17 protein-coding genes and 1 tRNA gene are annotated in these 19,452 nt (G+C 69.1%); 7 read left to right on the plus strand and 11 right to left on the minus strand.

Annotated elements, in window-relative coordinates; genetic code table 11:
* Nucleotides 1–6: 6 nt before the first annotated feature.
* The 3 genes from LOZ83_RS30975 (at nt 7) to LOZ83_RS30985 (ending at nt 2,753) form a co-directional block, all read left to right on the plus strand.
* The gene (locus LOZ83_RS30975; protein WP_308190340.1) at nt 7–774 is read left to right on the plus strand and encodes an SGNH/GDSL hydrolase family protein; all 768 of its coding nucleotides are present in this window, start codon (nt 7–9) and stop codon (nt 772–774) included.
* Nucleotides 775–1,468: 694 nt separating this feature from the next.
* Complete coding sequence (locus LOZ83_RS30980) at nt 1,469–2,560, plus strand: site-specific integrase (RefSeq protein ID WP_236795283.1); 1,092 nt, start codon at nt 1,469–1,471, stop codon at nt 2,558–2,560.
* Complete coding sequence (locus LOZ83_RS30985) at nt 2,550–2,753, plus strand: hypothetical protein (protein ID WP_236795284.1); 204 nt, start codon at nt 2,550–2,552, stop codon at nt 2,751–2,753. Before LOZ83_RS30980 ends, LOZ83_RS30985 begins: the two co-directional genes overlap by 11 nt.
* Nucleotides 2,754–3,532: 779 nt before the next feature.
* On the opposite strand, the gene LOZ83_RS30990 is transcribed toward LOZ83_RS30985, so the two are convergent.
* The 3 genes from LOZ83_RS30990 to LOZ83_RS31000 form a co-directional block, all read right to left on the minus strand.
* A tRNA-Ala gene (locus LOZ83_RS30990) sits at nt 3,533–3,605 on the minus strand.
* Between the two features lie 126 nt (nt 3,606–3,731).
* Nucleotides 3,732–4,505 (minus strand): thioredoxin domain-containing protein, encoded by a 774-nt coding sequence (locus LOZ83_RS30995; RefSeq protein ID WP_236795346.1) that lies wholly within the window; start codon nt 4,503–4,505, stop codon nt 3,732–3,734.
* A 5-nt stretch (nt 4,506–4,510) separates the two neighbouring features.
* The gene (locus LOZ83_RS31000) at nt 4,511–5,020 is read right to left on the minus strand and encodes a MauE/DoxX family redox-associated membrane protein (protein WP_236795285.1); all 510 of its coding nucleotides are present in this window, start codon (nt 5,018–5,020) and stop codon (nt 4,511–4,513) included.
* Nucleotides 5,021–5,107: 87 nt separating this feature from the next.
* On the opposite strand from LOZ83_RS31000, the gene LOZ83_RS31005 reads away from it, so the two are divergent.
* Together LOZ83_RS31005 and hrpB are read left to right on the plus strand one after the other, a co-directional pair.
* Nucleotides 5,108–5,908, plus strand: a complete 801-nt coding sequence (locus LOZ83_RS31005) for a glutamate ABC transporter substrate-binding protein (protein WP_236795347.1) — start codon at nt 5,108–5,110, stop codon at nt 5,906–5,908.
* Nucleotides 5,905–8,268, plus strand: a complete 2,364-nt coding sequence (gene hrpB / locus LOZ83_RS31010) for an ATP-dependent helicase HrpB (protein ID WP_236795286.1) — start codon at nt 5,905–5,907, stop codon at nt 8,266–8,268. The genes LOZ83_RS31005 and hrpB overlap by 4 nt, the downstream gene beginning before the upstream one ends.
* Here hrpB and LOZ83_RS31015 read toward each other — a convergent pair.
* Complete coding sequence (locus tag LOZ83_RS31015) at nt 8,255–8,968, minus strand: dienelactone hydrolase family protein (RefSeq protein ID WP_236795287.1); 714 nt, start codon at nt 8,966–8,968, stop codon at nt 8,255–8,257. The two genes, hrpB and LOZ83_RS31015, sit on opposite strands and share 14 nt — an antisense overlap.
* A gap of 34 nt (nt 8,969–9,002) precedes the next feature.
* Here LOZ83_RS31015 and LOZ83_RS31020 point away from each other — a divergent pair, with 34 nt between their 5' ends.
* Nucleotides 9,003–9,797: a hypothetical protein gene (locus LOZ83_RS31020; RefSeq protein WP_236795288.1), complete on the plus strand. Its 795-nt coding sequence runs from the start codon at nt 9,003–9,005 to the stop codon at nt 9,795–9,797.
* A 13-nt stretch (nt 9,798–9,810) separates the two neighbouring features.
* Here the strand turns inward: LOZ83_RS31020 and LOZ83_RS31025 are convergent, their stop codons facing one another.
* The 7 genes from LOZ83_RS31025 to hutH are packed head-to-tail and all read right to left on the minus strand — an operon-like array spanning nt 9,811 to nt 17,971.
* Nucleotides 9,811–10,032 carry a hypothetical protein gene (locus LOZ83_RS31025; RefSeq protein WP_236795289.1) on the minus strand — a complete coding sequence of 74 codons (222 nt, stop codon included), beginning with the start codon at nt 10,030–10,032 and terminating at the stop codon, nt 9,811–9,813.
* 8 nt (nt 10,033–10,040) lie between these two features.
* Nucleotides 10,041–11,168 (minus strand): inorganic phosphate transporter, encoded by a 1,128-nt coding sequence (locus tag LOZ83_RS31030; protein WP_236795290.1) that lies wholly within the window; start codon nt 11,166–11,168, stop codon nt 10,041–10,043.
* 27 nt (nt 11,169–11,195) lie between these two features.
* Nucleotides 11,196–12,362, minus strand: a complete 1,167-nt coding sequence (hutI, locus tag LOZ83_RS31035) for an imidazolonepropionase (RefSeq protein WP_236795291.1) — start codon at nt 12,360–12,362, stop codon at nt 11,196–11,198.
* Nucleotides 12,350–13,612: a formimidoylglutamate deiminase gene (locus tag LOZ83_RS31040; RefSeq protein ID WP_236795292.1), complete on the minus strand. Its 1,263-nt coding sequence runs from the start codon at nt 13,610–13,612 to the stop codon at nt 12,350–12,352. Before LOZ83_RS31040 ends, hutI begins: the two co-directional genes overlap by 13 nt.
* Nucleotides 13,609–14,808, minus strand: coding sequence for an allantoate amidohydrolase (locus tag LOZ83_RS31045; RefSeq protein ID WP_236795293.1), 1,200 nt, complete (start codon nt 14,806–14,808; stop codon nt 13,609–13,611). Before LOZ83_RS31045 ends, LOZ83_RS31040 begins: the two co-directional genes overlap by 4 nt.
* Nucleotides 14,805–16,451, minus strand: a complete 1,647-nt coding sequence (gene hutU / locus LOZ83_RS31050; RefSeq protein WP_236795294.1) for a urocanate hydratase — start codon at nt 16,449–16,451, stop codon at nt 14,805–14,807. Before hutU ends, LOZ83_RS31045 begins: the two co-directional genes overlap by 4 nt.
* On the minus strand, nt 16,448–17,971 hold the full coding sequence (gene hutH, locus LOZ83_RS31055) for a histidine ammonia-lyase (RefSeq protein WP_236795295.1): 1,524 nt from the start codon (nt 17,969–17,971) through the stop codon (nt 16,448–16,450). Before hutH ends, hutU begins: the two co-directional genes overlap by 4 nt.
* Nucleotides 17,972–18,043: 72 nt before the next feature.
* Here hutH and LOZ83_RS31060 point away from each other — a divergent pair, with 72 nt between their 5' ends.
* Nucleotides 18,044–18,826, plus strand: coding sequence for an IclR family transcriptional regulator (locus tag LOZ83_RS31060; protein WP_236795296.1), 783 nt, complete (start codon nt 18,044–18,046; stop codon nt 18,824–18,826).
* Nucleotides 18,827–19,452 lie beyond the last annotated feature (626 nt).

A 19,452-nucleotide genomic window follows, 5' to 3' on the forward strand; every position in this document is an offset into this window, starting at 1 on the left:
CTACTGGTGAAACGCACCGCCATGTTGATCACGACCACCGTCGTTGCCGCACTGGTCGCGATCGTCGTCGACGCCGTCCCCTCCGACGCCGCCGGAGCCAGCTCCGCCTGGTGCACTTCGCAGCACAACGTGGCGATCGTCGGCACCTCCGCCGACACCGGGTACGGCACCACCGGCTACCCCTCCAACGCCCAGACCTACCAACCCACCACCTACGGCTGGACACTCCGCTTCGCCAACAGCCTCCACGCCCAATGGGGCACCACCATGGAAAACTACGCCCACAACGGCGCCCTCGCCTCCGACTACCTACCCGGCGGACGCTGGACCGCCACTACCAGCGCCACCACCGACATCACCGCGAAACAACCCGAACTCGTCATCATCGACCTCGGCGGCAACGAGTTCTACTCCCAAGTCCCACCCAACACCTTCGCCACCAACCTCACCAACGTCGTCAACAGTGTCAAAGCCGCCAGACCCGGCGCCACCATCCTGCTGTCCACCTACGCCCAACTGGCCTGGGCCCCCAACCCCGACGCCGCCACCGAAAACTACACCTGGAGCCAATACGCCACCCAGATCTACAACACCGCCGTCACCGACGGCGTCGCCATGATCGACATGCGCCAATACATCCCAGCCGCCGCCAGCACCAACCTGCCCAACCCCAGCCCCTGGAACTCCGACAATATCCACCTCAACGACGCCGGAAACCTCGCCGAATACGGCGGATTCTGGGGCTGGGCCTCCGCCATCGCCTCCATCTGCTAAACCGGCCTAGAATCGATCAAGAGATCGAACACACACCTGACTCCACCCATTAGCCCAGACACCGTGAACAAGTTCTTGATCGACAGGCCTCGGGCTCGAAGCCCGGAGCGGCAGTTGCACACTATTGCTCGCACCACGGTCAGCCCGGACAGGTTCCAATGCGTCAGCCCTTGCCACCGCGACGGCGTCCGTCAGCCATGGTCCTTCGTACCCCCACGGCACGGCCAAATCTACTCGCACGTCACCGACCAGACGATCGAGGACACGCTGAAGGCACTGCAGCAGCGCTGGGAGACGTATGGCACCTGGAGCCGTGCTGACACTTAGGAAAACCGAAAGTGTTCAGCACAGCGTGCTCCCAAAATGCTCCCCAAACACACCACCAGCCCGTCGGCAAAAATCACCGACAGGCCGTCTGACCAGCGTAAACAGATGGTGGGCGATACTGGGATCGAACCAGTGACCTGTATCGTGTCAACTATGCTCAACTGTGGGCGATCAGCTAATTCCCGCGGCTGAAATCAGATAATTTCGCAGTTCCTGGCTTGTGTGGGAGTTTAGGCGGCGTCCTCCTTCGGGGTGGTGTTGCGGCCTTTGGGTCGCTTGTTGGGCCGGCAGCTGGGGCCGTCCATGAAGACTTGGTGGCCGTCGCGAGCACGTCCCGACCAACCGCTAACCGAAGCTGCACTTTCGGATGTTCGTGCAGGTCAAGGCTGTGCACTGTGGAGAATGTGCCTCCTTGGCGCACCAGACGGTGTGCGCCTCGTCTGATGGGAGGCCTGTCATGGCTTGGGTAGACAAGATCGCGCAACACTCGTGGAGGGTGCGGCACCGGCGCGACGGCGGCAGCGTCGAGTCGATCTACGGATTCGACAACGCCGAAGCCGCGCAGGACATCGCCGGCGCGCTCGACAGCCATCGGCGCCGCACCAGCTGGCTGAACCTCTCCAACGACCGCACCACGGTGATCACCCTCGCCGACTGGGTGTGCAACTGGTGGCCAACGCTCGATCTGGACACCCGCACCCTGGAGAACTACCGCAGTTACCTGCGCTGCCACATCCTGCCCCGCTTCGGCACGCTCCCGATCCAGGCCATCACGCCCCTGGATATCCAGGCCTGGAGCACCCACGCCCTCGAAGGCTACGCCCCCGCCACCATCGGCGGCTGGAAAAACCTACTGTCCATGATCTTCACCGACGCCGTCGACGAAGGCCTCGTGGCCACCAACCCCGTCCGCAAACACCGCGGCCGCGGACGCCGCTCCCGCCACCTCCGGCCAGAACGGATCTGGGCCACCCCCGAACAAGTCCTCGCCGTCGCGGACCAGGCGGGCATGCTCGGCGGCCACATCGCCCGTCTGCTGATCATCACCGCGGCCTGGACCGGCTGCCGCTGGGGCGAACTCACCGGACTCCACCGCGACAACATCGACCTTCAGCATGGCGTCATCACCATCGACACCTGGGAAGGCGCACTGCACGAGTCCAACGGCAAGCGGTGGATCGGACCACCCAAGACCGCCTCTTCCGCCCGCCGCATCCACCTGCCCCCGTTCCTCACCGAACTGCTACGGCAGCACCTGGACACCCACCCCTACGAGTACGTGTTCACCACCGAGTCCGGCACCTGGCTGTGGCGTTCCACCTTCACCCGCCGCATCCTGCACCCCGCCGCCGACGGCAACCTGGGTGTCGCCAAGCCGGCAGTGCGCACCCACCCCAGCCTGCCCGGGGCTGACGTTTCACGGGCTGCGACACAGTCACAACACGTGGTTGATCACTGACGACATCCCCGAGATCGCCCGCGCCCGCCGCCTCGGACACCACGCCGACAACCGGATCGCCGAAACCTACAGCCACGTCTCCGGCGAGATCCACCAGCGGCTCCTCGCCAGCCTTGAACACCGCTGGCACACGGCCCCACACCAGTGCTGGCACCGAACAGCAGACAGACCCATTCACGCCCGAACGCAGTGAGCGGCCGACACCGCCCGCTCGCTGTGACGGCGGCAGCCCGGCCGGTGGCAATACCTCCACAATGGACACAACTCAGGAACCCGTGCACACCGTCTGTGTCGGCGACGACCGTGATCACGATCGCGCCGTCGCCCTTGTCCCCGCCGTCACGCCCGGTCGTATTCCGGCGCGGCGCGCGACAGACCGGCACCCGTCACACCGGACGAGGACACCGTTGATCGGAAAACGAGACCACGCATCGAAACACAGCATTGTCAACACAAAAATGGCGCTAACCGAGGCCGAGTGGCACGATTGCATACCGGCCCCGATCGGGTCGCCTAACGCTCACGGGAAAACGCTCGATCATCGAAGCATAAACGTTCTGCCGACGGCCAGTTAGCATACCGAACTCACGACAATATAACACGACGAAAGGAAAACAACATCGACAATTGATCGGAAACGCCGATACTGGCGAGTACCGCGAGGGACGGCTCGATACCACCATAAATCAAGGTCGGCCCCCGCGATAACGCGCACCCATTCACGGACACAAGACGCATTCATGCGTCAACCATCAGCAATGATCGGGCGTTGTGACCCCCATGGGGTTCACAGATAGGGACAACCCCGCGTCACCGCATCAACGCCGCGCATATCCGGAGCGGTGTGCTCCAGCTCTACTCCAGCAGGGACACGCATCCCACGCCCGGAAACGATCACGCTCGCTCAACCCCGAAAGATCAAAAACCCTCTGACCAGCGCTAACGCGCGACCAGAGGGATATGATCAACTTGTGGAGCTAAGGGGACTCGAACCCCTGACCCCCTCACTGCCAGTGAGGTGCGCTACCAGCTGCGCCATAGCCCCGCGAGCGGAGTGAACTCCGCGTCGTGTCTGTGGATACGGTACATGAACCTCGGCCGCCCCCTGCGCGGGGGTCCCACCAGCAAGGGGAGCCCCCGCGCACGGAGCGTGTCGAGAGTGCGCCGTGAGTCAGGGCTGCGCTACCAGTTTCGTGAGCCAGTCCGGCTGGGTCCAGTCGATCTGGGTGCCGTTGTGCAGGATCGTCGGCGTGCCCTGGAACGAAGGGTCGGCCGAGATCTTCGCCAGGGCATCGTTCAGCGGCTGGTTGTACGTCCCCGCGTTGACGCACGAAGCGAACTCCGGCGCGGTGATGCCCAGGTCCTGGCCCAGTTTGATCAGCTGCGCGTTGTCGTAACCGCGCTGCCCTTCCTCTGGCTGCTTCGCGAACAGGCTGTCGTGGAACGGGGTGAACTTGCCCTGGTCGGCGGCGCACAGCGCGGCGTTCTCCGACGCCAGCGAGTAGCCCGGCGGGTCGGATCGACTGTTCAGCAACGGGATCATGTGATAACTCACCTGCAGGTTCCCGGCCTGGATCTGCTGCTCGATCTGCGCCCCGGACGACTTCTGCAACTGCCCGCAATACGGGCACAGGAAGTCCGCGTAGATATCGATCTTCACCTTGGCGTCCGCCTTGCCGGAGACCACCACGGCACCCTGCCGCTCACCCTGGGTGTCCAACGACGCGTTCGTCGCCACGGGCGGGATCGCCTGGCCCTCGGTCTGGTTCTTCGACGAGTTGGTCCAGATGACCCCGCCGATCACCAGCACAGCCAGCACGACGACGGCGATGACCACGACGATCGTCCGCCGGTTGCCCGCGGACCCTCGTGCCTGCGCGACCGCCCGCGCACCCGCAGCCGTCTGCTGCCGGCGTTTGCGTTCGGACCGCTCCGCTCCACCCACTTGTCTCAAGCCCTTTCTACTTCGCGCACGGCCGGTTCCGCCTCCCGCGGGCGCAGCCACCCGTCGACCGACAGCCGCGTCCGCGACCGCACGATCAGCCAGCCGGCCAGCACGAGGAAGCCCACATCACGAGCGATTTCCTGTGGATACTGGGTCTGCCCGGCCGCGACCTGACCGCCGCCGCCGAAGCAGCCGCAGTCGATCGTGAGGCCGCGCGCCCAGGACTGCGCGACACCGGCGATGAACAGCACCAGCACGACCGCCGACACGACCGCCGCCCACCTGGTCAGCAGCCCCGCCACCAGCAGCACCCCCAGCGCCAGCTCCAGCAGCGGCAACGCGGTGGCGACCGGATGCACCACGGCGTCGGGCATGAGCTGGTAGGCCTTCACCGCGAGGTAGGTCTGCCCGGGATCGGCGAGTTTGATCGACCCCGAAGTGAGCCATACCGCGGCCAGGCCGAGCCGTACGAAAGTCCCGACGACGTCGAGCACGGCTTGGGAAGGTCGCACCACCCCCTTAGGCTATCGGCGCGTCCTGAGAAACCTGTGAGGTCCTGCCCGCCCGGCAGGAAGGAGTAGTTCGTGCCGCTCGTTCGAGTGATGGCCGTCCTGCTCCTGCTGTGTGCGCTCACGGCCTGTTCCTCCTCGGACTCGGACACGGTGCGTGGCGCGGCCGACGGTGGGCGGCTGACCATCGGCATCCGCTTCGACCAGCCTGGCCTGGCCGAACACACCCTCGACGGCCGGTTCGTCGGGTTCGACGTGGACGTCGCCGAGTACGTCGCGGGCCAACTGGGCGTGCACCCCTCCGGCATCACGTGGCGCGAGACCACCTCGGCGACCCGGGAGACGGACCTCACGTCGGGCAACGTCGACCTGGTGGTCGCGACCTACTCCATCACCGACAAGCGCAAGCAGCTCATCTCCTTCGCCGGCCCCTATTTCGAAACCGGCCAGGACCTGCTCGTCCGGCACTCCGACAACGCGATCACCGGCCCGGAGGCGCTCAACGGCCGCCGCCTCTGCTCGGTCACCGGTTCGACACCCGCCCAGGAGGTCAAGACCCGCTTCGCGCAGGCCGTGCAACTGGTCGAGTATCCGCGCTACCCGGACTGTGTGACGGCTCTGCTCGCCGGCCAGGTCGACGCGGTGACCACCGACGGCGTCATCCTCGCCGGCTACGTCATGCAGAATCCCGAGCTGCTCAAGGTGGTCGGGAAACCGTTCTCCACCGAGCGCTACGGCATCGGCCTGCGCAAGGGCGACCCCGAGGGGCAGCACGCGATCGACGACGCCATCCAGCAGATGGTCACGAGCGGCCGATGGCTGGATTCGCTGCGTGCCAACATCGGCCCGTCCGGTTACCCGCTGCCCGCGCCGCCCACCGTGACCGAACGATGACCCTGCCCGTCTCGGCAGTACTGGGCGAGCTGACCACCGCACTGGACGCGCACGGCACCGCGGTGCTCGTCGCGCCGCCGGGCACCGGCAAGACGACCCTGGTCCCGCTCGCCCTGGCCGAGCACACCGGCGGGCGCATCGTGGTCGCCGAGCCCCGGCGGCTGGCGGCACGCGCGGCGGCGAGCCGGATGGCGTCGCTGCTCGGGGAGGAAGTCGGGCAGACGGTCGGCTATTCCGTGCGGGGCGATCGAAAAGTGTCCGCGCGCACGAGGATCGAGGTGGTCACGTCCGGGCTCCTCGTGCGGCGCGTCCAAGGTGATCCAGAACTGTCCGATGTGGACACTGTATTGCTGGACGAGTGCCACGAACGCCATCTCGACGCGGATCTCTTGCTCGCGCTACTGCTCGACGTGCGGGGCGGGCTGCGCGAGGACCTGAAGTTGTTGGCCACGTCGGCCACCGTCGCCTCCGGGAGGCTCGCGACGTTGCTAGGCGGGGCCCCGGTGATCACCGCGCACGCCCGGACTTTCCCCGTCGAGCTCAGCTATCTGCCGCCCGCGCGGAACGAGCGCGTGGAAGCGTCGGTGGCCAGGGCGATCCGCACCGCATTGTCCGAAGTAGACGGTGACGTCCTCGCGTTCCTCCCCGGCGCCGGGGAGATTTCGCGAACCAGCTCACTCCTGTCCGATGTGGACGCTGATGTCCTTCCGCTACACGGCAGGCTCACCGCGGCTCGGCAGGACGCGGCACTCAGATCCGGCCCACGCCGCCGGATCGTGCTGGCCACGGCGGTCGCCGAGTCGAGCCTCACCGTGCCCGGGGTGCGCGCCGTGGTCGACTCCGGCCTGGCCCGGGTGCCGCGCGTGGACCATCGCCGCGGCCTGCCCGGGCTCGCGACCGTGCGGGTTTCCGCGGCCGTCGCGGACCAGCGAGCCGGGCGCGCCGGGCGAGAGGCGCCGGGCCACGTGTACCGCTGCTGGGCGCAATACGAACAGGCCGGCCTGCCCGCCTATCCCGAACCCGCAATCCGGACCGCCGACCTGACCCGGCTGGCCCTCGAACTCGCCTGCTGGTCAACGCCCGACGGCGCCGGGCTGTCGTGGTGGGACCCGCCGCCGGAAGGCCCGCTCAACGCCGGCCAGGAACTCCTCCGCACGCTGGGCGCGCTCGAACGCGGCGAGGTCACCGCACGCGGCCGGAAGATGGCCACGCTCGGCCTGCACCCCCGGCTCGCGCGGGCGCTCCTCGACGGTGCCGCGCAGGTCGGACCCCGCTCCGCGGCGGAGGTCGTGGCGCTGCTGGACACGGGCGGGACGCTCACCGACGTCGAGGCCGAACTGCGCCGGATCGCCACGGATCAGCGCTGGCGCACGGAAGTCCGGCGGCTCGCCCGTCTCGTGCCCGGCGCGCCGGAGGCGCCCGACCCGGCACTGGTCGTCGCGCTGGCCCATCCGGAACGGCTCGCACGCCGCCGGGACAAGCATTCGCCGGTGTACCTGATGGCCGGTGGCACGGCGGCGGAACTGCCCAGCGGCAGCGGGCTCGGCGACGTCGAATGGCTCGCGATCGCCGAAGCGACGCGCGATCCCGGGCGGGCGCACGGAATCATCCGGCTCGCCGCTCGCGCGGACGCCGAGCTCGCCCTGCGGGCAGCGCCGAATCTGGTGTCCGAAGTGGACGAAGTGCGATGGGACGGCGATGTGGTCGCGCGCTCCGTGCGACGGCTGGGCGCGATCGTGCTGGCCGAGCGTCCGCTGGCCGACCCCGACCCGGAACTGGTGCGGGTGGCGCTACGAGATGGCCTGCGCAAGGAAGGTCTGAACCTTCTGTCCTGGCCGGACGGTGCTCGGAACCTGAGGCAGCGCTTGGCTTTCCTGCACCGCGTGCACGGCGAGCCATGGCCGGACATGTCCGACGACGCGCTGCTCGCCGGCGCCGTGGACTGGCTGGGCACGGCCCGCCGCCGCGCCGATCTCGCCCGGATCGACACGGCGCGGGCCTTGCGTGGCCTGCTTCCGTGGCCCGAGGCCGCCCGCCTCGACGAGCTGGCGCCCGAACGGATCGAGGTGCCGTCGGGCTCGCGCATCCGGGTCGACTACGCGACCGGCGAACCGGTACTCGCCGTGAAGCTGCAGGAAACGTTCGGCTGGCTGGAAACCCCGCGCGTGTCCGGCGTGCCGGTAGTGCTGCACCTGCTCTCCCCCGCCGGTCGGCCGGCCGCGGTGACGAGTGACCTGAAATCCTTCTGGCACAACGGTTATCCAGCCGTCCGCGCGGAACTCCGCGGCCGCTATCCCAAACATCCCTGGCCGGAGGACCCGCTCACCGCCACCGCGACACGGCGGATCAAGCGGTCGTGAGGTCGATCAGCTGAAGCGCCTGCGGCCACGACAGCGAGAAAGCCTCGGCGTTGACCGGGTTCCCGTGTCGCTGGCTGCTGCTGAAGCCGTGCTCGGCGTGCGGGAACAGCTGCACGAAAGTCGCGCCGCTCGCGCGCGACTCGAGCGCGTCCCGCAGCCGGCGGAAGCTCTCGACCGGCACCAGGTCGTCCGACCCCGGGTAGATCAGCAGCGCCGGTGCCTCGATCTGCGCGGTATGTGTCACGGCGTCGACGGTGTGGTTCGGCGCGGGGGTACCCGGCACGGTCGGGTGGTAGGCGATGACGTTCGCGACCCGCTTGTCCTGTCCGGCCAGGATCAGCGCGAACCGGCCGCCGAGGCACCAGCCGATGACGCCGGCCTTGGTGCAGCCGAGTTCGCCGAACAGGTGGTCCAGCAAGGTGCGCTGCTCGGTCAGGCAGGTGTCGTCGTCGAGCTTGGCCATCCGCTCGAACAGCTCGGCGAGGTTGGTGTCGTCGCTGCTCACGCCATGCCAAGGGTCCCAGGCCAGCGCCGTCACCCCGCGGGCGGCCAGTTCGTCGGCCCACTCCCGGATCTGCGCTCCGATACCGGTGATCATCGGCACCAGGAGCATGCCCCGGGTGGAGCCGCCCACCGGGCGGGCGAGGTAGGCGTTCAGGCCGTTCACGCTGGTGAAGGAGGTCTCCGTCGCAATTGTCATGCTGGGAACCGTAGCGAGATGAGATGATCGGCCGATGAATGACCGCACTCTCGCCGCGCAGCTCGGCAGCCTGCCCGAGGGCATCGCGGCGCTTCCGGAGGAGGACCAGCAGGACCTCTCGGACGCGTTGCACGAGGCGAGACGACGGCAGGCGCGTGCACTCGCGAAGGCGGGAAACGAGGCGCTGCGGTTCATCCCCGCGCTGCTGCGGCCGGCGGTCCGCCGCGCGATGGGGCTCTGGATGACCTCGGACGCGGAGATCCGCAAGCTCGCCCGGACGCTCGGCGTGGCCCCGGAACGGTTCGGCTACCTGCGCGAAGTGCCGCCCGAGGAGCTTCGGCGGCTGCGCGCACAAGTGACCAGCGCGCTCTACGACGCGCACCTGGATGTGCTGGAACGAATGGCCGGCGCGAGCCGCCTGCTGCCGAACTCGCTGCTGGCGCGGATCGCCGAGCGGGTGTTCGGGCCGCTGCTGTCGGCCCGGATAGCGGGTCTGGTCGACGTGACACACGGGGTCGACATCGCCAAACGGCTCTCGCCGGGGTTTCTCGCCGATGTGGCGGCAGAACTGGATCCGCGGCGCGCGGCCGGGATCATCGCCGGTCTCCCGGCGCCGGTGGTGACGAAGGTGGCGGCGGAGCTTGCCCGCCGCGAGGACTGGATCACCATCGCCCGGTTCGTCGACATGCTGCCGCGGCGCACGATCATGGCGAGCGTCGAAGTCATTCCGCCGGATGCGCTGGCCCGGGTCGCCGAATTGCTCGACGACCCGGCGCGCGTGCACTACGTGCTCCCGGCCGACCGGATCGACGACGATCTGGCGGGCTGAGGCACCGGAACCGCTACGCGGCGATCAGATAAATCCCATATCCGACAATGGCAACGCAGACGGCGAAGCAGATCACCGCCGTGGTGAGACCGGCGGCGCCGCTGGTACCCCCCTCGCGCGCGGTCACGCGAGCGGCGAGCCCGCGCACCCCGAAGGCGAACACGCCCGTGATGATGACGACCGCGACGATGGCGATCAGGAAGACGCTGCCCAGGGCAGCCCAGTCGATGTTCATCGCGCTCCTCAGGCGGCCGCGGCGGCCGGCGCGGCCGGCGCGGTGTCGTTGACATTGCTGGCGGTCACGGGGTTACGCCGCGACAACAGGTAGACCGCCACCGCGATGGCCACCCCGACCACGCCCACCAGGATCGTGCCGACGCTGCCCGTGCTCGCGGCCTCCGAGGCAACGGCACCGACGATGGCCGCCGCGGGCAGCGTGAACAGCCACGCCAGCACCATCCGGCCCGCGACGCCCCACCGCACCTCGTCGAGCTTGCGACCGACACCCGAGCCGATGATTCCGCCCGAGCACACGTGCGTAGTGGACAGCGCGAACCCGAGGTGGGACGACGCGAGGATCGTCACCGCGGCACTGGTCTCCGCGGCAAACCCTTGCGGGGTCTCGATTTCGGTGATCTTCTTGCCCATGGTCTGGATGATCCGCCAGCCTCCGAGGTACGTGCCGGCCGCGATCGCCACCCCCGAAACGATGATGACCCAGAGCGGCGGCGTGGAGCCGGCCGCGAGCGATCCGGACGCGATCAGCGTCAGCGTGATGACGCCCATCGTCTTCTGCCCGTCACTGGTGCCGTGGGCGAGGGAGACCAGCGACGCCGAAAGTGCTTGCGCTGTCTTGAAAGACTTGGACACCGTGTCCTGCCGCGCGGAGGCGGTGATCCGGTAGACGAGGAAAGTGCCGGCCACCGCGACGATCCCGGCCACGATCGGCGACGCGACGGCGGGGATCAGGATCTTCGACACGATGGTGCTGAAGTGCACGGCGTCGGCACCGACGCCGACCCACGTCGCGCCGATCAGGCCACCGAACAAGGCATGCGAAGAGCTCGACGGCAAGCCGAGCAACCAGGTGAGGAGATTCCAGACGATCGCGCCGACCAACCCGGCGAAGACGATCGCCGGCGTCACTTTGGTGTCGTCGACGATGCCGCCGGAGATCGTCTTGGCGACCTCGATGGACAGGAATGCGCCGACCAGGTTCAGGACGGCGGAGATCGCGACCGCGATTCTCGGCTTGAGCGCGCCAGTTGCGATTGATGTCGCCATGGCGTTTGCTGTGTCATGGAAGCCGTTGGTGAAGTCGAAGGCTAATGCCGCGACCACCACGACAATGACAATGAGTGAGGGATCCACGGGCGCCGAGGCTACCGAGGGAGCTACTCACATAGACGGTCTGTAGCTGAACATCGAGTGAACGCCGCGCTGCCAAACACCCCAGGTCAGGTGTACTCCTGGGCGATATGCGAAGTGTGTCACGGATGGGGCATTCAGTACATGTAAATCCGCCCGTGCACCCATCCGGACTACCCCCACATCATCTCTATGGAGTGCACGTGCACCACCCGCTGTAGCCGCCCAGATCGATTCCTCGACCGACATCCCCATCTGCAGGACGGCGGTCGCGACGCAGAAGGCCATCGAAGTCGTGTAGGAGCTGCCGGGATTGGCGTTGGTGGCCAGTGCGACGACGGCGCCCGCGTCCAGCAACCGCCGGGCGGGCGCGAGTGGCTGGCGGGTGGACAGATCACACGCCGGCAACAGGGTCGCCACGGTGTCCGACGACGCGAGGGCGTCTACGTCCGCGTCCGTCAGATAGGTGCAGTGGTCGACGCTGGCCGCGCCGTGGCGGACCGCGAGCTGAACTCCGGGGCCGGGACCGAGCTGGTTGCCGTGCACGCGGAGACCGAGCCCGCGTTCGGCGCCCGCCCGCAACACCCGCCCGGACTGGGCCTCGTCGAACGCGCCCCGCTCACAGAAGACGTCCACCCAGCCGACCAGATCCGTTACAGCGTCGAGCATCTCGCCGGACACATCGTCCACATAGGACTCCGCGTCGATGCCCGGCGGGACTAGGTGGGCGCCGAGGAACGTGACCTCGTCGACCACCTCGGCGGCGATCCGCGCGGATCGCGTTTCGTCCACAACGGACAGTCCGTAGCCGGTCTTCGTCTCCAGGCAGGTCGTGCCCTGACGCAACGCTTCGTCGACGTGTTTTCGCAGGTTGGCGGCCAGCTGCTCATCGGACGCGGCACGGGTGGCCGTCACCGTGGTGACGATTCCGCCCGCGGTGTAAGGCTTTCCCGCCATCCGCGCTTCGAACTCGGCCGTCCGGTCCCCGGCGAAGACCAGGTGCGTGTGGCTGTCCACCCAGCCCGGCAGCGCGGCCCTGCCCTCGACGTCGACGCGCTCGTCGGCCGCGGGCGCGGCGCCGGCCGGGCCGACCCACGCGATGCGCTCACCGTCGAGCACGACCGCAGCGTCGCGCAGCCGGCCGGTCTCCGGATCGTTCGTGGTCAGCTCGCCGATATTGTCGATCAGGATCGCCACAGCGCCTCGATCTCCTTTGCCAGCAACGTTTCCGGTCGCTCGATGAGCTGGTGCGCCCGGTCGCGGACCACCCGGCGCCCGGCGACGAACACGTCGGTCACGTCGGCCGCCGACGCGGCGAGCACGACGGCCGCCGGCTCGATCCCGGCCGTCCGCACCGATCCGAGGTCCACCACGACGAGGTCGGCGGGCGCGCCCGCGACCAGACCTGGCCCCGTCGCCGCGGCGACCAGCTCGTCCGTCGTGAACCGGCCGCGCCTTTCCGACCCGAGCCGCTCGTTCATCTCCAGTGCCTTGGCTTCCTCGAACGGATCGATGACGGCATGACTGTCGCTGCCGAGGCACAGCGGCACGCCCGCGTCGGCCAGCGCCCGGGCGGGACCGATGCCATCTCCGAGATCCCGTTCCGTGGTGGGGCAAATGCACACCCGCGTGCCTGTCTCGGCCAGCGTGCGGATGTCGTCCTCGGTCAGATGCGTGGCGTGGACGGCGACGGTGTCCGGCCCGAGCACGCCCGCGTCGGCGAGCACCCGCGTCGGGGTCCGGCCGTGGTAGGCGAGGCAGTCCTCGTTCTCCGCTCGCTGTTCGGACAGGTGGACGTGCAGCGGCCGCCCGCTGACGAGCGGCAGCTGATCGTCCGGAACGGCACGGACCGAATGCACGGCGGCGCCGACCCGGGCCTGCGCGGGGGGCTTGAAGGCCTCGACCCGTTGCGCCCATGCGTCGACGTCGGCGTCCCCGAACCGCTGCTGCCGTTCGTCGAGCGGGCGACCGAAACCGCCTGCCAGGTAGCAGGTATCGAGCAGGGTGAGCCGGATACCCGCATCCGCCGCGGCTTCTGCCAGCGCGTAGCCCATCGCGTTCGGATCGTCGTACGGGCGCCCGCCGGGCGCGTGATGCAGGTAGTGGAATTCGCTCACGCTCGTGTACCCGGCGAGCGTCATCTCGGCGAACACCCCGCGCGCGAGGCGGTAGTAGGAGTCGGGATCGAGCCGTCCGGCGAGCGTGTACATCCGCTCGCGCCAGGTCCAGAACGTGCCACGGTCGTGGTGGGTCCGACCCCGCAGGGCGCGGTGGAAGGCGTGCGAATGCTCGTTGGCGAAACCGGGCAGCACCAGTCCACTCAGGACTGTTCCGGTGCGCGGCTGACCTGGTATAAGCGCTTTCAGTACGCCGTCCTCGACGTCGATCCGCACGTCACTCGCCACCCCACCGGGCAGCCAGGCATGGGCACACCAGTAGGTGGTCATGTCGACAGGTGCCTCAGCACGTCGGCGAGCGCCCGCGCGCCGCGCGCCACGTCTTCGTCCTCGGCGAACTCCTCGGGCGCATGGCTGATCCCTGTCGGGTTCCGCACGTACAGCATCCCGGTCCGGGCATACGGGGCCAGGATCGCGGCGTCGTGCCCGGCACCGGTCGGCAATTCCGGTGCACCACCAAGGAAATTCGTCAGCTCGTCCCGCAGGTTCGCGTCGAACGCGACCGACCCGCCGTAGGACTCCTCGGCGAGTTTGACGACGCAGCCTTCCGCGGCCGCGGCCTCGCTCGCCACGTGGGCGATCTCGTCGACCAGCGGGCGCACCTGATCGTCACCGCTCGCCCGCGCGTCGAGCCACACGTCCACAGTGGACGCGATGACATTCGTCCCGCCGGGCTTGGGCACGAGACGGCCGACGGTCGCCCGCGCGCCCTCGACCCGCGACGCGATCCGGTGCGCGGCCGCGACCACTTCCGCGGCCGGGATCATCGGGTCGTGCCGGTCGCTCATCAGCGTCGCACCGGCATGATTTCCCTGGCCGGTGAAGGAGAATCGCCACCGCCCGTGGGCGATGACCGTGCTGCCGACGGCCACCGGCGCACCCAGGTCGATCAGCCCCCGGCCCTGCTCGACGTGCAGCTCCAGGAAGGTACCAATGCGGGAAAGCGCTTCCTCGTCGCGGCCGAACCGAACCGGGTCGAAGCCCGCCCGAACCGCGGCCTCGGCCAGGGTGCCGCCGTCCGGATCCCGCAACGCCCGCGCGCGATCGGCGTCGATCGAGCCGGTGAGCAGCCGTGAGCCGAGGCACGGTACCCCGAAGCGACCACCCTCCTCCTCGGCAAACACCAGTACTGCCAACGGTTTTCCCGGCCTGAAGCCCTCCTTCTGGAGGGTCTCGACGGCGTCGAGCGCGCTGACCACCCCGAGCGGACCGTCGAACGCGCCACCGCCCGGCACCGAGTCGAGATGGCTCCCCGTCACGAGCGCGTCCGGGCCCGGCGCGCCCCACCAGGCCCACAGGTTGCCGTTGCGATCGGTCTCGACGTCGAGCCCGAGCCGCCCGGCGCGCTCCGTGAACCACGTCCGCAGCTCACCCTCCGCGCGATCGAACAGATGCCGCGAATAGCCGCCGCGGGCCCGATCCCGTCCGACACCAGCGATCTCCGCGAGGAGTTCGACCGCGCTCACGGCTTCTCCCGCATCGGCACCCGCACCCCGAGCTCGTCCGCGACCTCGACCGCGCGTTCGTAGCCCGCGTCGACGTGCCGGATCACGCCCATGCCCGGGTCGTTCGTCAGCACCCGCTCGATCTTCCGCCCCGCCAGCGACGTCCCGTCCGCGACGCACACCTGCCCGGCATGAATGGACCGCCCCATCCCGACGCCGCCGCCATGGTGGATCGACACCCAGCTCGCCCCGGACGCGGTGTTGACCAGCGCGTTCAGCAACGGCCAGTCGGCGATCGCGTCCGAGCCGTCGGCCATCGCCTCGGTCTCGCGGTAAGGCGAAGCGACGCTGCCCGAGTCGAGGTGATCGCGCCCGATCACCACCGGCGCCTTCAGCTCGCCGCTGGCGACCATCTCGTTGAAGCGGACCCCGGCCAGGTGCCGCTCGCCGTAGCCGAGCCAGCAGATACGTGCCGGAAGCCCTTGGTAGGCAACGCGTTCCCCGGCCAGCCGGATCCACCGCGCGAGCGATTCGTTGTCCGGGAACAACTCGAGCATGGCGCGGTCGGTCGCCGCGATGTCCGCCGGATCGCCCGACAGCGCGGCCCACCGGAACGGGCCCTTGCCCTCACAGAACAGCGGCCGGATGTAGGCCGGCACGAACCCCGGGAAGTCGAACGCTCGCTCGCAGCCACCGAGCTTTGCCTCGCCACGCAACGAGTTCCCGTAGTCGAACACCTCGGCGCCCGCGTCGAGGAAGCCGACCATCGCGCCGACGTGCTCGGCCATCGAAGCACGCGCGCGGTCGGTGAACTCGTCCGGATTCTTCGCCGCGTAGTCGTGCCAGTCCTCGACACTCACCCCGATCGGCAGGTACGCGAGCGGGTCGTGCGCGGAGGTCTGGTCGGTGACGATGTCGACCTCGACCCCGCGGCGCAACAGCTCGGGCAGCACCTCCGCGGCGTTGCCGATCACCCCGACCGAAAGCGCTTTCCGATCCCGCTTCGCCGCCGTCACCCGCCGTACCGCATCGTCCACATCGGACGCCAGCTCGTCCAGATACCTTGTCTCCAAGCGGCGGCGCGCGCGGTCCGGGTCGCATTCGACGACCAGCACCGCCCCGCCGTTCATCGTGACGGCAAGGGGTTGCGCGCCGCCCATCCCGCCCAGCCCGGCCGTCAGCGTGAGCGTGCCCGCGAGCGAGCCGCCGAACCGTTTAGCGGCGACCGCGGCGAAGGTCTCGTAGGTGCCCTGCAGGATCCCTTGCGTGCCAATGTAGATCCACGATCCCGCGGTCATCTGCCCGTACATCGTGAGCCCGAGCTGTTCGAGCCGGCGGAACTCCGGCCAGTTCGCCCAGTCCCCCACCAGGTTGGAGTTCGCGAGCAGCACCCGCGGCGCCCACTCGTGCGTCCGGAACACCCCGACCGGCTTGCCCGACTGGACGAGCAGCGTCTCGTCATCGTCCAAAGTGGTCAGACAGCGGGTGATCGCCTCGAAACTTTCCCAGTTGCGGGCCGCTTTGCCGGTACCGCCGTAGACGACCAGGTCTTCCGGCCGCTCGGCGACCTCCGGATCGAGGTTGTTGTGGAACATCCGCAGTGCGGCCTCGGTCTGCCAGCTCTTGGCGGTGCGGACGGATCCGCGGGCAGCTCGCACGATCATGCTTCCTCCAATGCCTCGAGAACGGCTCCGGACCTGACAAGTTCTTCCACCGCGGCGATGTCCGGCGCCAGATGCCGGTCCGGTCCCGGCCCGTCGACGCGCGTGCGCACGATCTCCCGCACCGCCGCGGTCACCGGCGCCGGCCGCAACGGGGCGCGCAGGTCCAGCGCCCGCGCCGAGGTCAGCAACTCGACGGCGAGGACGGTGGTCAGACCGTCGACCGCGCGCCGCAGCTTCCGCGCGGCCGACCAGCCCATCGAGACGTGATCCTCCTGCATGGCACTGCTGGGAATCGAGTCGACCGACGCCGGAACGGCCAGCCGCTTCAGCTCGCTGACGATCGCGGCCTGCGTGTACTGCGCGATCATGTAACCGGAGTCGACGCCGGGATCGTGCGCCAGGAACGCGGGAAGTCCTTGGGAGCGCGTGATGTCGAGCATCCGGTCGGTACGACGCTCGGCGATGCTCGCGACGTCGGCGACCGGGATCGCCAGAAAGTCCAGCACGTAGGCGATGGGCGCACCGTGGAAGTTGCCGTTGGACTCGACCCGCCCGTCCGCCAGCACGACCGGGTTGTCGATGGCGGAGGCGAGCTCCCGGTCGGCGACGAGTTCGCCGTGGCTCACGGTGTCGCGCGCCGCACCGTGCACCTGCGGGGCGCAGCGCAGCGAATACGCGTCCTGGACACGGGTGTCGTCCGGTCCGCGGTGGCTCGCGACGATCTCGGAATCCCGGAGCGCGGCGAACATCCGCCGGGCTGAAAGCGCTTGCCCGGGATGCGGCCGCAGTGCCTGCAGATCGGCGGCGAACGCACGATCAGTGCCCAGCAAGGCTTCCACGCTCATCGCGCCGGTGAGATCGGCGGTGTCGAGCAGCCGGTGCAGGTCCGCCAGCGCGAGCACCAGCATGCCGAGCATGCCGTCGGTGCCGTTGGTCAGCGCGAGACCTTCCTTCTCCGCGAGCGTCACGAGGTGAAGATCGGCTTCACGCAAGGCTTCCGCGGCCGGCTTGCGCCGTCCGCCGTGCTCGACTTCGCCCTCCCCCATCAACGCGAGCGCGACCGCGGCGAGTGGCGCCAGATCCCCGGAGCAGCCGAGTGATCCATACTCGTGCACCACCGGCACGATGCCCGCGTTGAGCAGTCCGGCCAGTGCGACCGCGGTTTCCGGGCGGACGCCGGTAAGTCCGGTGGCGAGCGTGCTCAGGCGCAGGAACATCAGCGCACGCACGACTTCCGGCTCCACCGCCGGCCCCGCGCCGGCCGCGTGCGACCGGATCAGCGAACGCTGCAACGCGGTCCGGCGATCGGCCGGGATGTGCCGGATGGCCAGCGCACCGAACCCCGTCGAAACCCCGTAAGTCGGCTCGGTCGCTTGCGCCAGCGCGTCGATATGCCGCCGCGTCTCGGTCAGGTTCTTGAGCACGGCGTCCGCCAGCTCGACCCGGGCCTCACCGCGCGCGACCTCGACCACCTGCTCGCGGCTCACCGGCCCCGCGTCCACCCGCACACTGCGTTCCATCCGCCCATTCCACCCGCTGGGGCCGCCGAGCACACTTGACGACAGCCTGGTTGTGTCTGGTATCCCAGACAGATGACGGATGTGCCTGCTCTGCGGCGTGGCCTGGCGGTGCTGGGCGCGCTCGCGAGGCGGGCCGGACCGGCGTCGGCCGCCGCGATCGCGCGTGACCTGGACCTGCCGCGGTCGACGACGTATCACCTGCTGGCCGAGCTCGAAGCCGCCGGTTTCGTGGTGCATCTGCCCGCGGAGCGGCGATACGGGTTGGGGATCGCGGCGTTCGAGCTGGGTTCGGCGTACCTGCGCCACGATCCGCTGGAACGGCTCGCGGATCCGTTGCTGCGCAAGCTCGTCGACGAAGCCGGGCACACCGCGCAACTCGGTGTGCTGCACGGGAACGAGCTGGTTTATCTGCTCAAGCAAAATCCGGCGCGGCCGGCGACCTTGGTGACGGATGTGGGTGTGCGGATTCCCGCGCACCTGCCCGCGTCGGGCCGCGCGATGCTCGCGCACCTGCCGGCCGCGCATGTGCGGGCGCTGTTCCCGAACGCGGCCGCGTTCGTCCGCCGCACGGACCGTGGACCGCGCAGTCTCGCCGAGCTACGCCGCCTGCTCGCGACGGAACGCAGGCGTGGCTGGGCGGTGGAGGACGGCTTCGTGACGGCCGGGTTCGCGTCGGTGGCTTACCCGGTGTTCGACCACGGCGGCCGCCCGATGGCGGCGATCAGCGTGACCTTGCGGCACCACTGCCCCGGAGAACCGGTGGTGTGCGGGGAGGATTGGCCCGAACTGGCACAGCGCGTGCGGCTCGTGGCCGGTGAGCTGACCGCCCGCATCGGCGGTCGCCCTGGGGCCTAGCTGCGGCGCCCTTGAGCGAAGCGCTCGCGCCCCTTGCCCGACCGCGCGCCCCCGGACCGAGGCGCTTCGCGCCGCTAGCGCCGGTCTCTCATCCAACCGCCACCCCAGAACGGGCGCTTCGCGCCGCCAGCGCAAGCCCCTCGGTCCGACCGCGTGCCCTCCGAACGAGGCGCCCGCGCCGCTAGCGCCAGCCCCTCATCCGACGACCACCCCAGAACGAGGCGCTCCGCGCCGCTAGCGCCGGCACCTCGCCCGACCATCACCCCAGAACGAGGCGCTTCGCGCCTAGATCAGTTGCTTGCCCTGCTCAGCGTGCAGGCCGAGCATCTCCAGCAGTTCCGCGCACTCGCTGGCGTCGACCGAGTGGCCGGCCACCGTCCGTGCGGCCTTACACTCCTGGACGTCCCGGAGGACCTTCTCCTCCGCGCGAACACCTGCGAGCCAGCCCCCTTGCAGAGCCTCATCGGAGCTGCTTGCACGGCTTACCCGGGCCATCTGGGCACCTTCTTCCGGCGAGTTTGGTGGCGATTTCCGCCACACTCGTGATAAGCATCGCAGTCGTATCGCGGGACGTCCAGTTTCGCTTCACTCCGTCACATGAGTGCAACACGCCGGAAATGCCCGCA

Origin of the sequence: Amycolatopsis sp. GM8 (assembly GCF_021653975.1) — a bacterium.
Taxonomy (GTDB): domain Bacteria; phylum Actinomycetota; class Actinomycetes; order Mycobacteriales; family Pseudonocardiaceae; genus Amycolatopsis_E.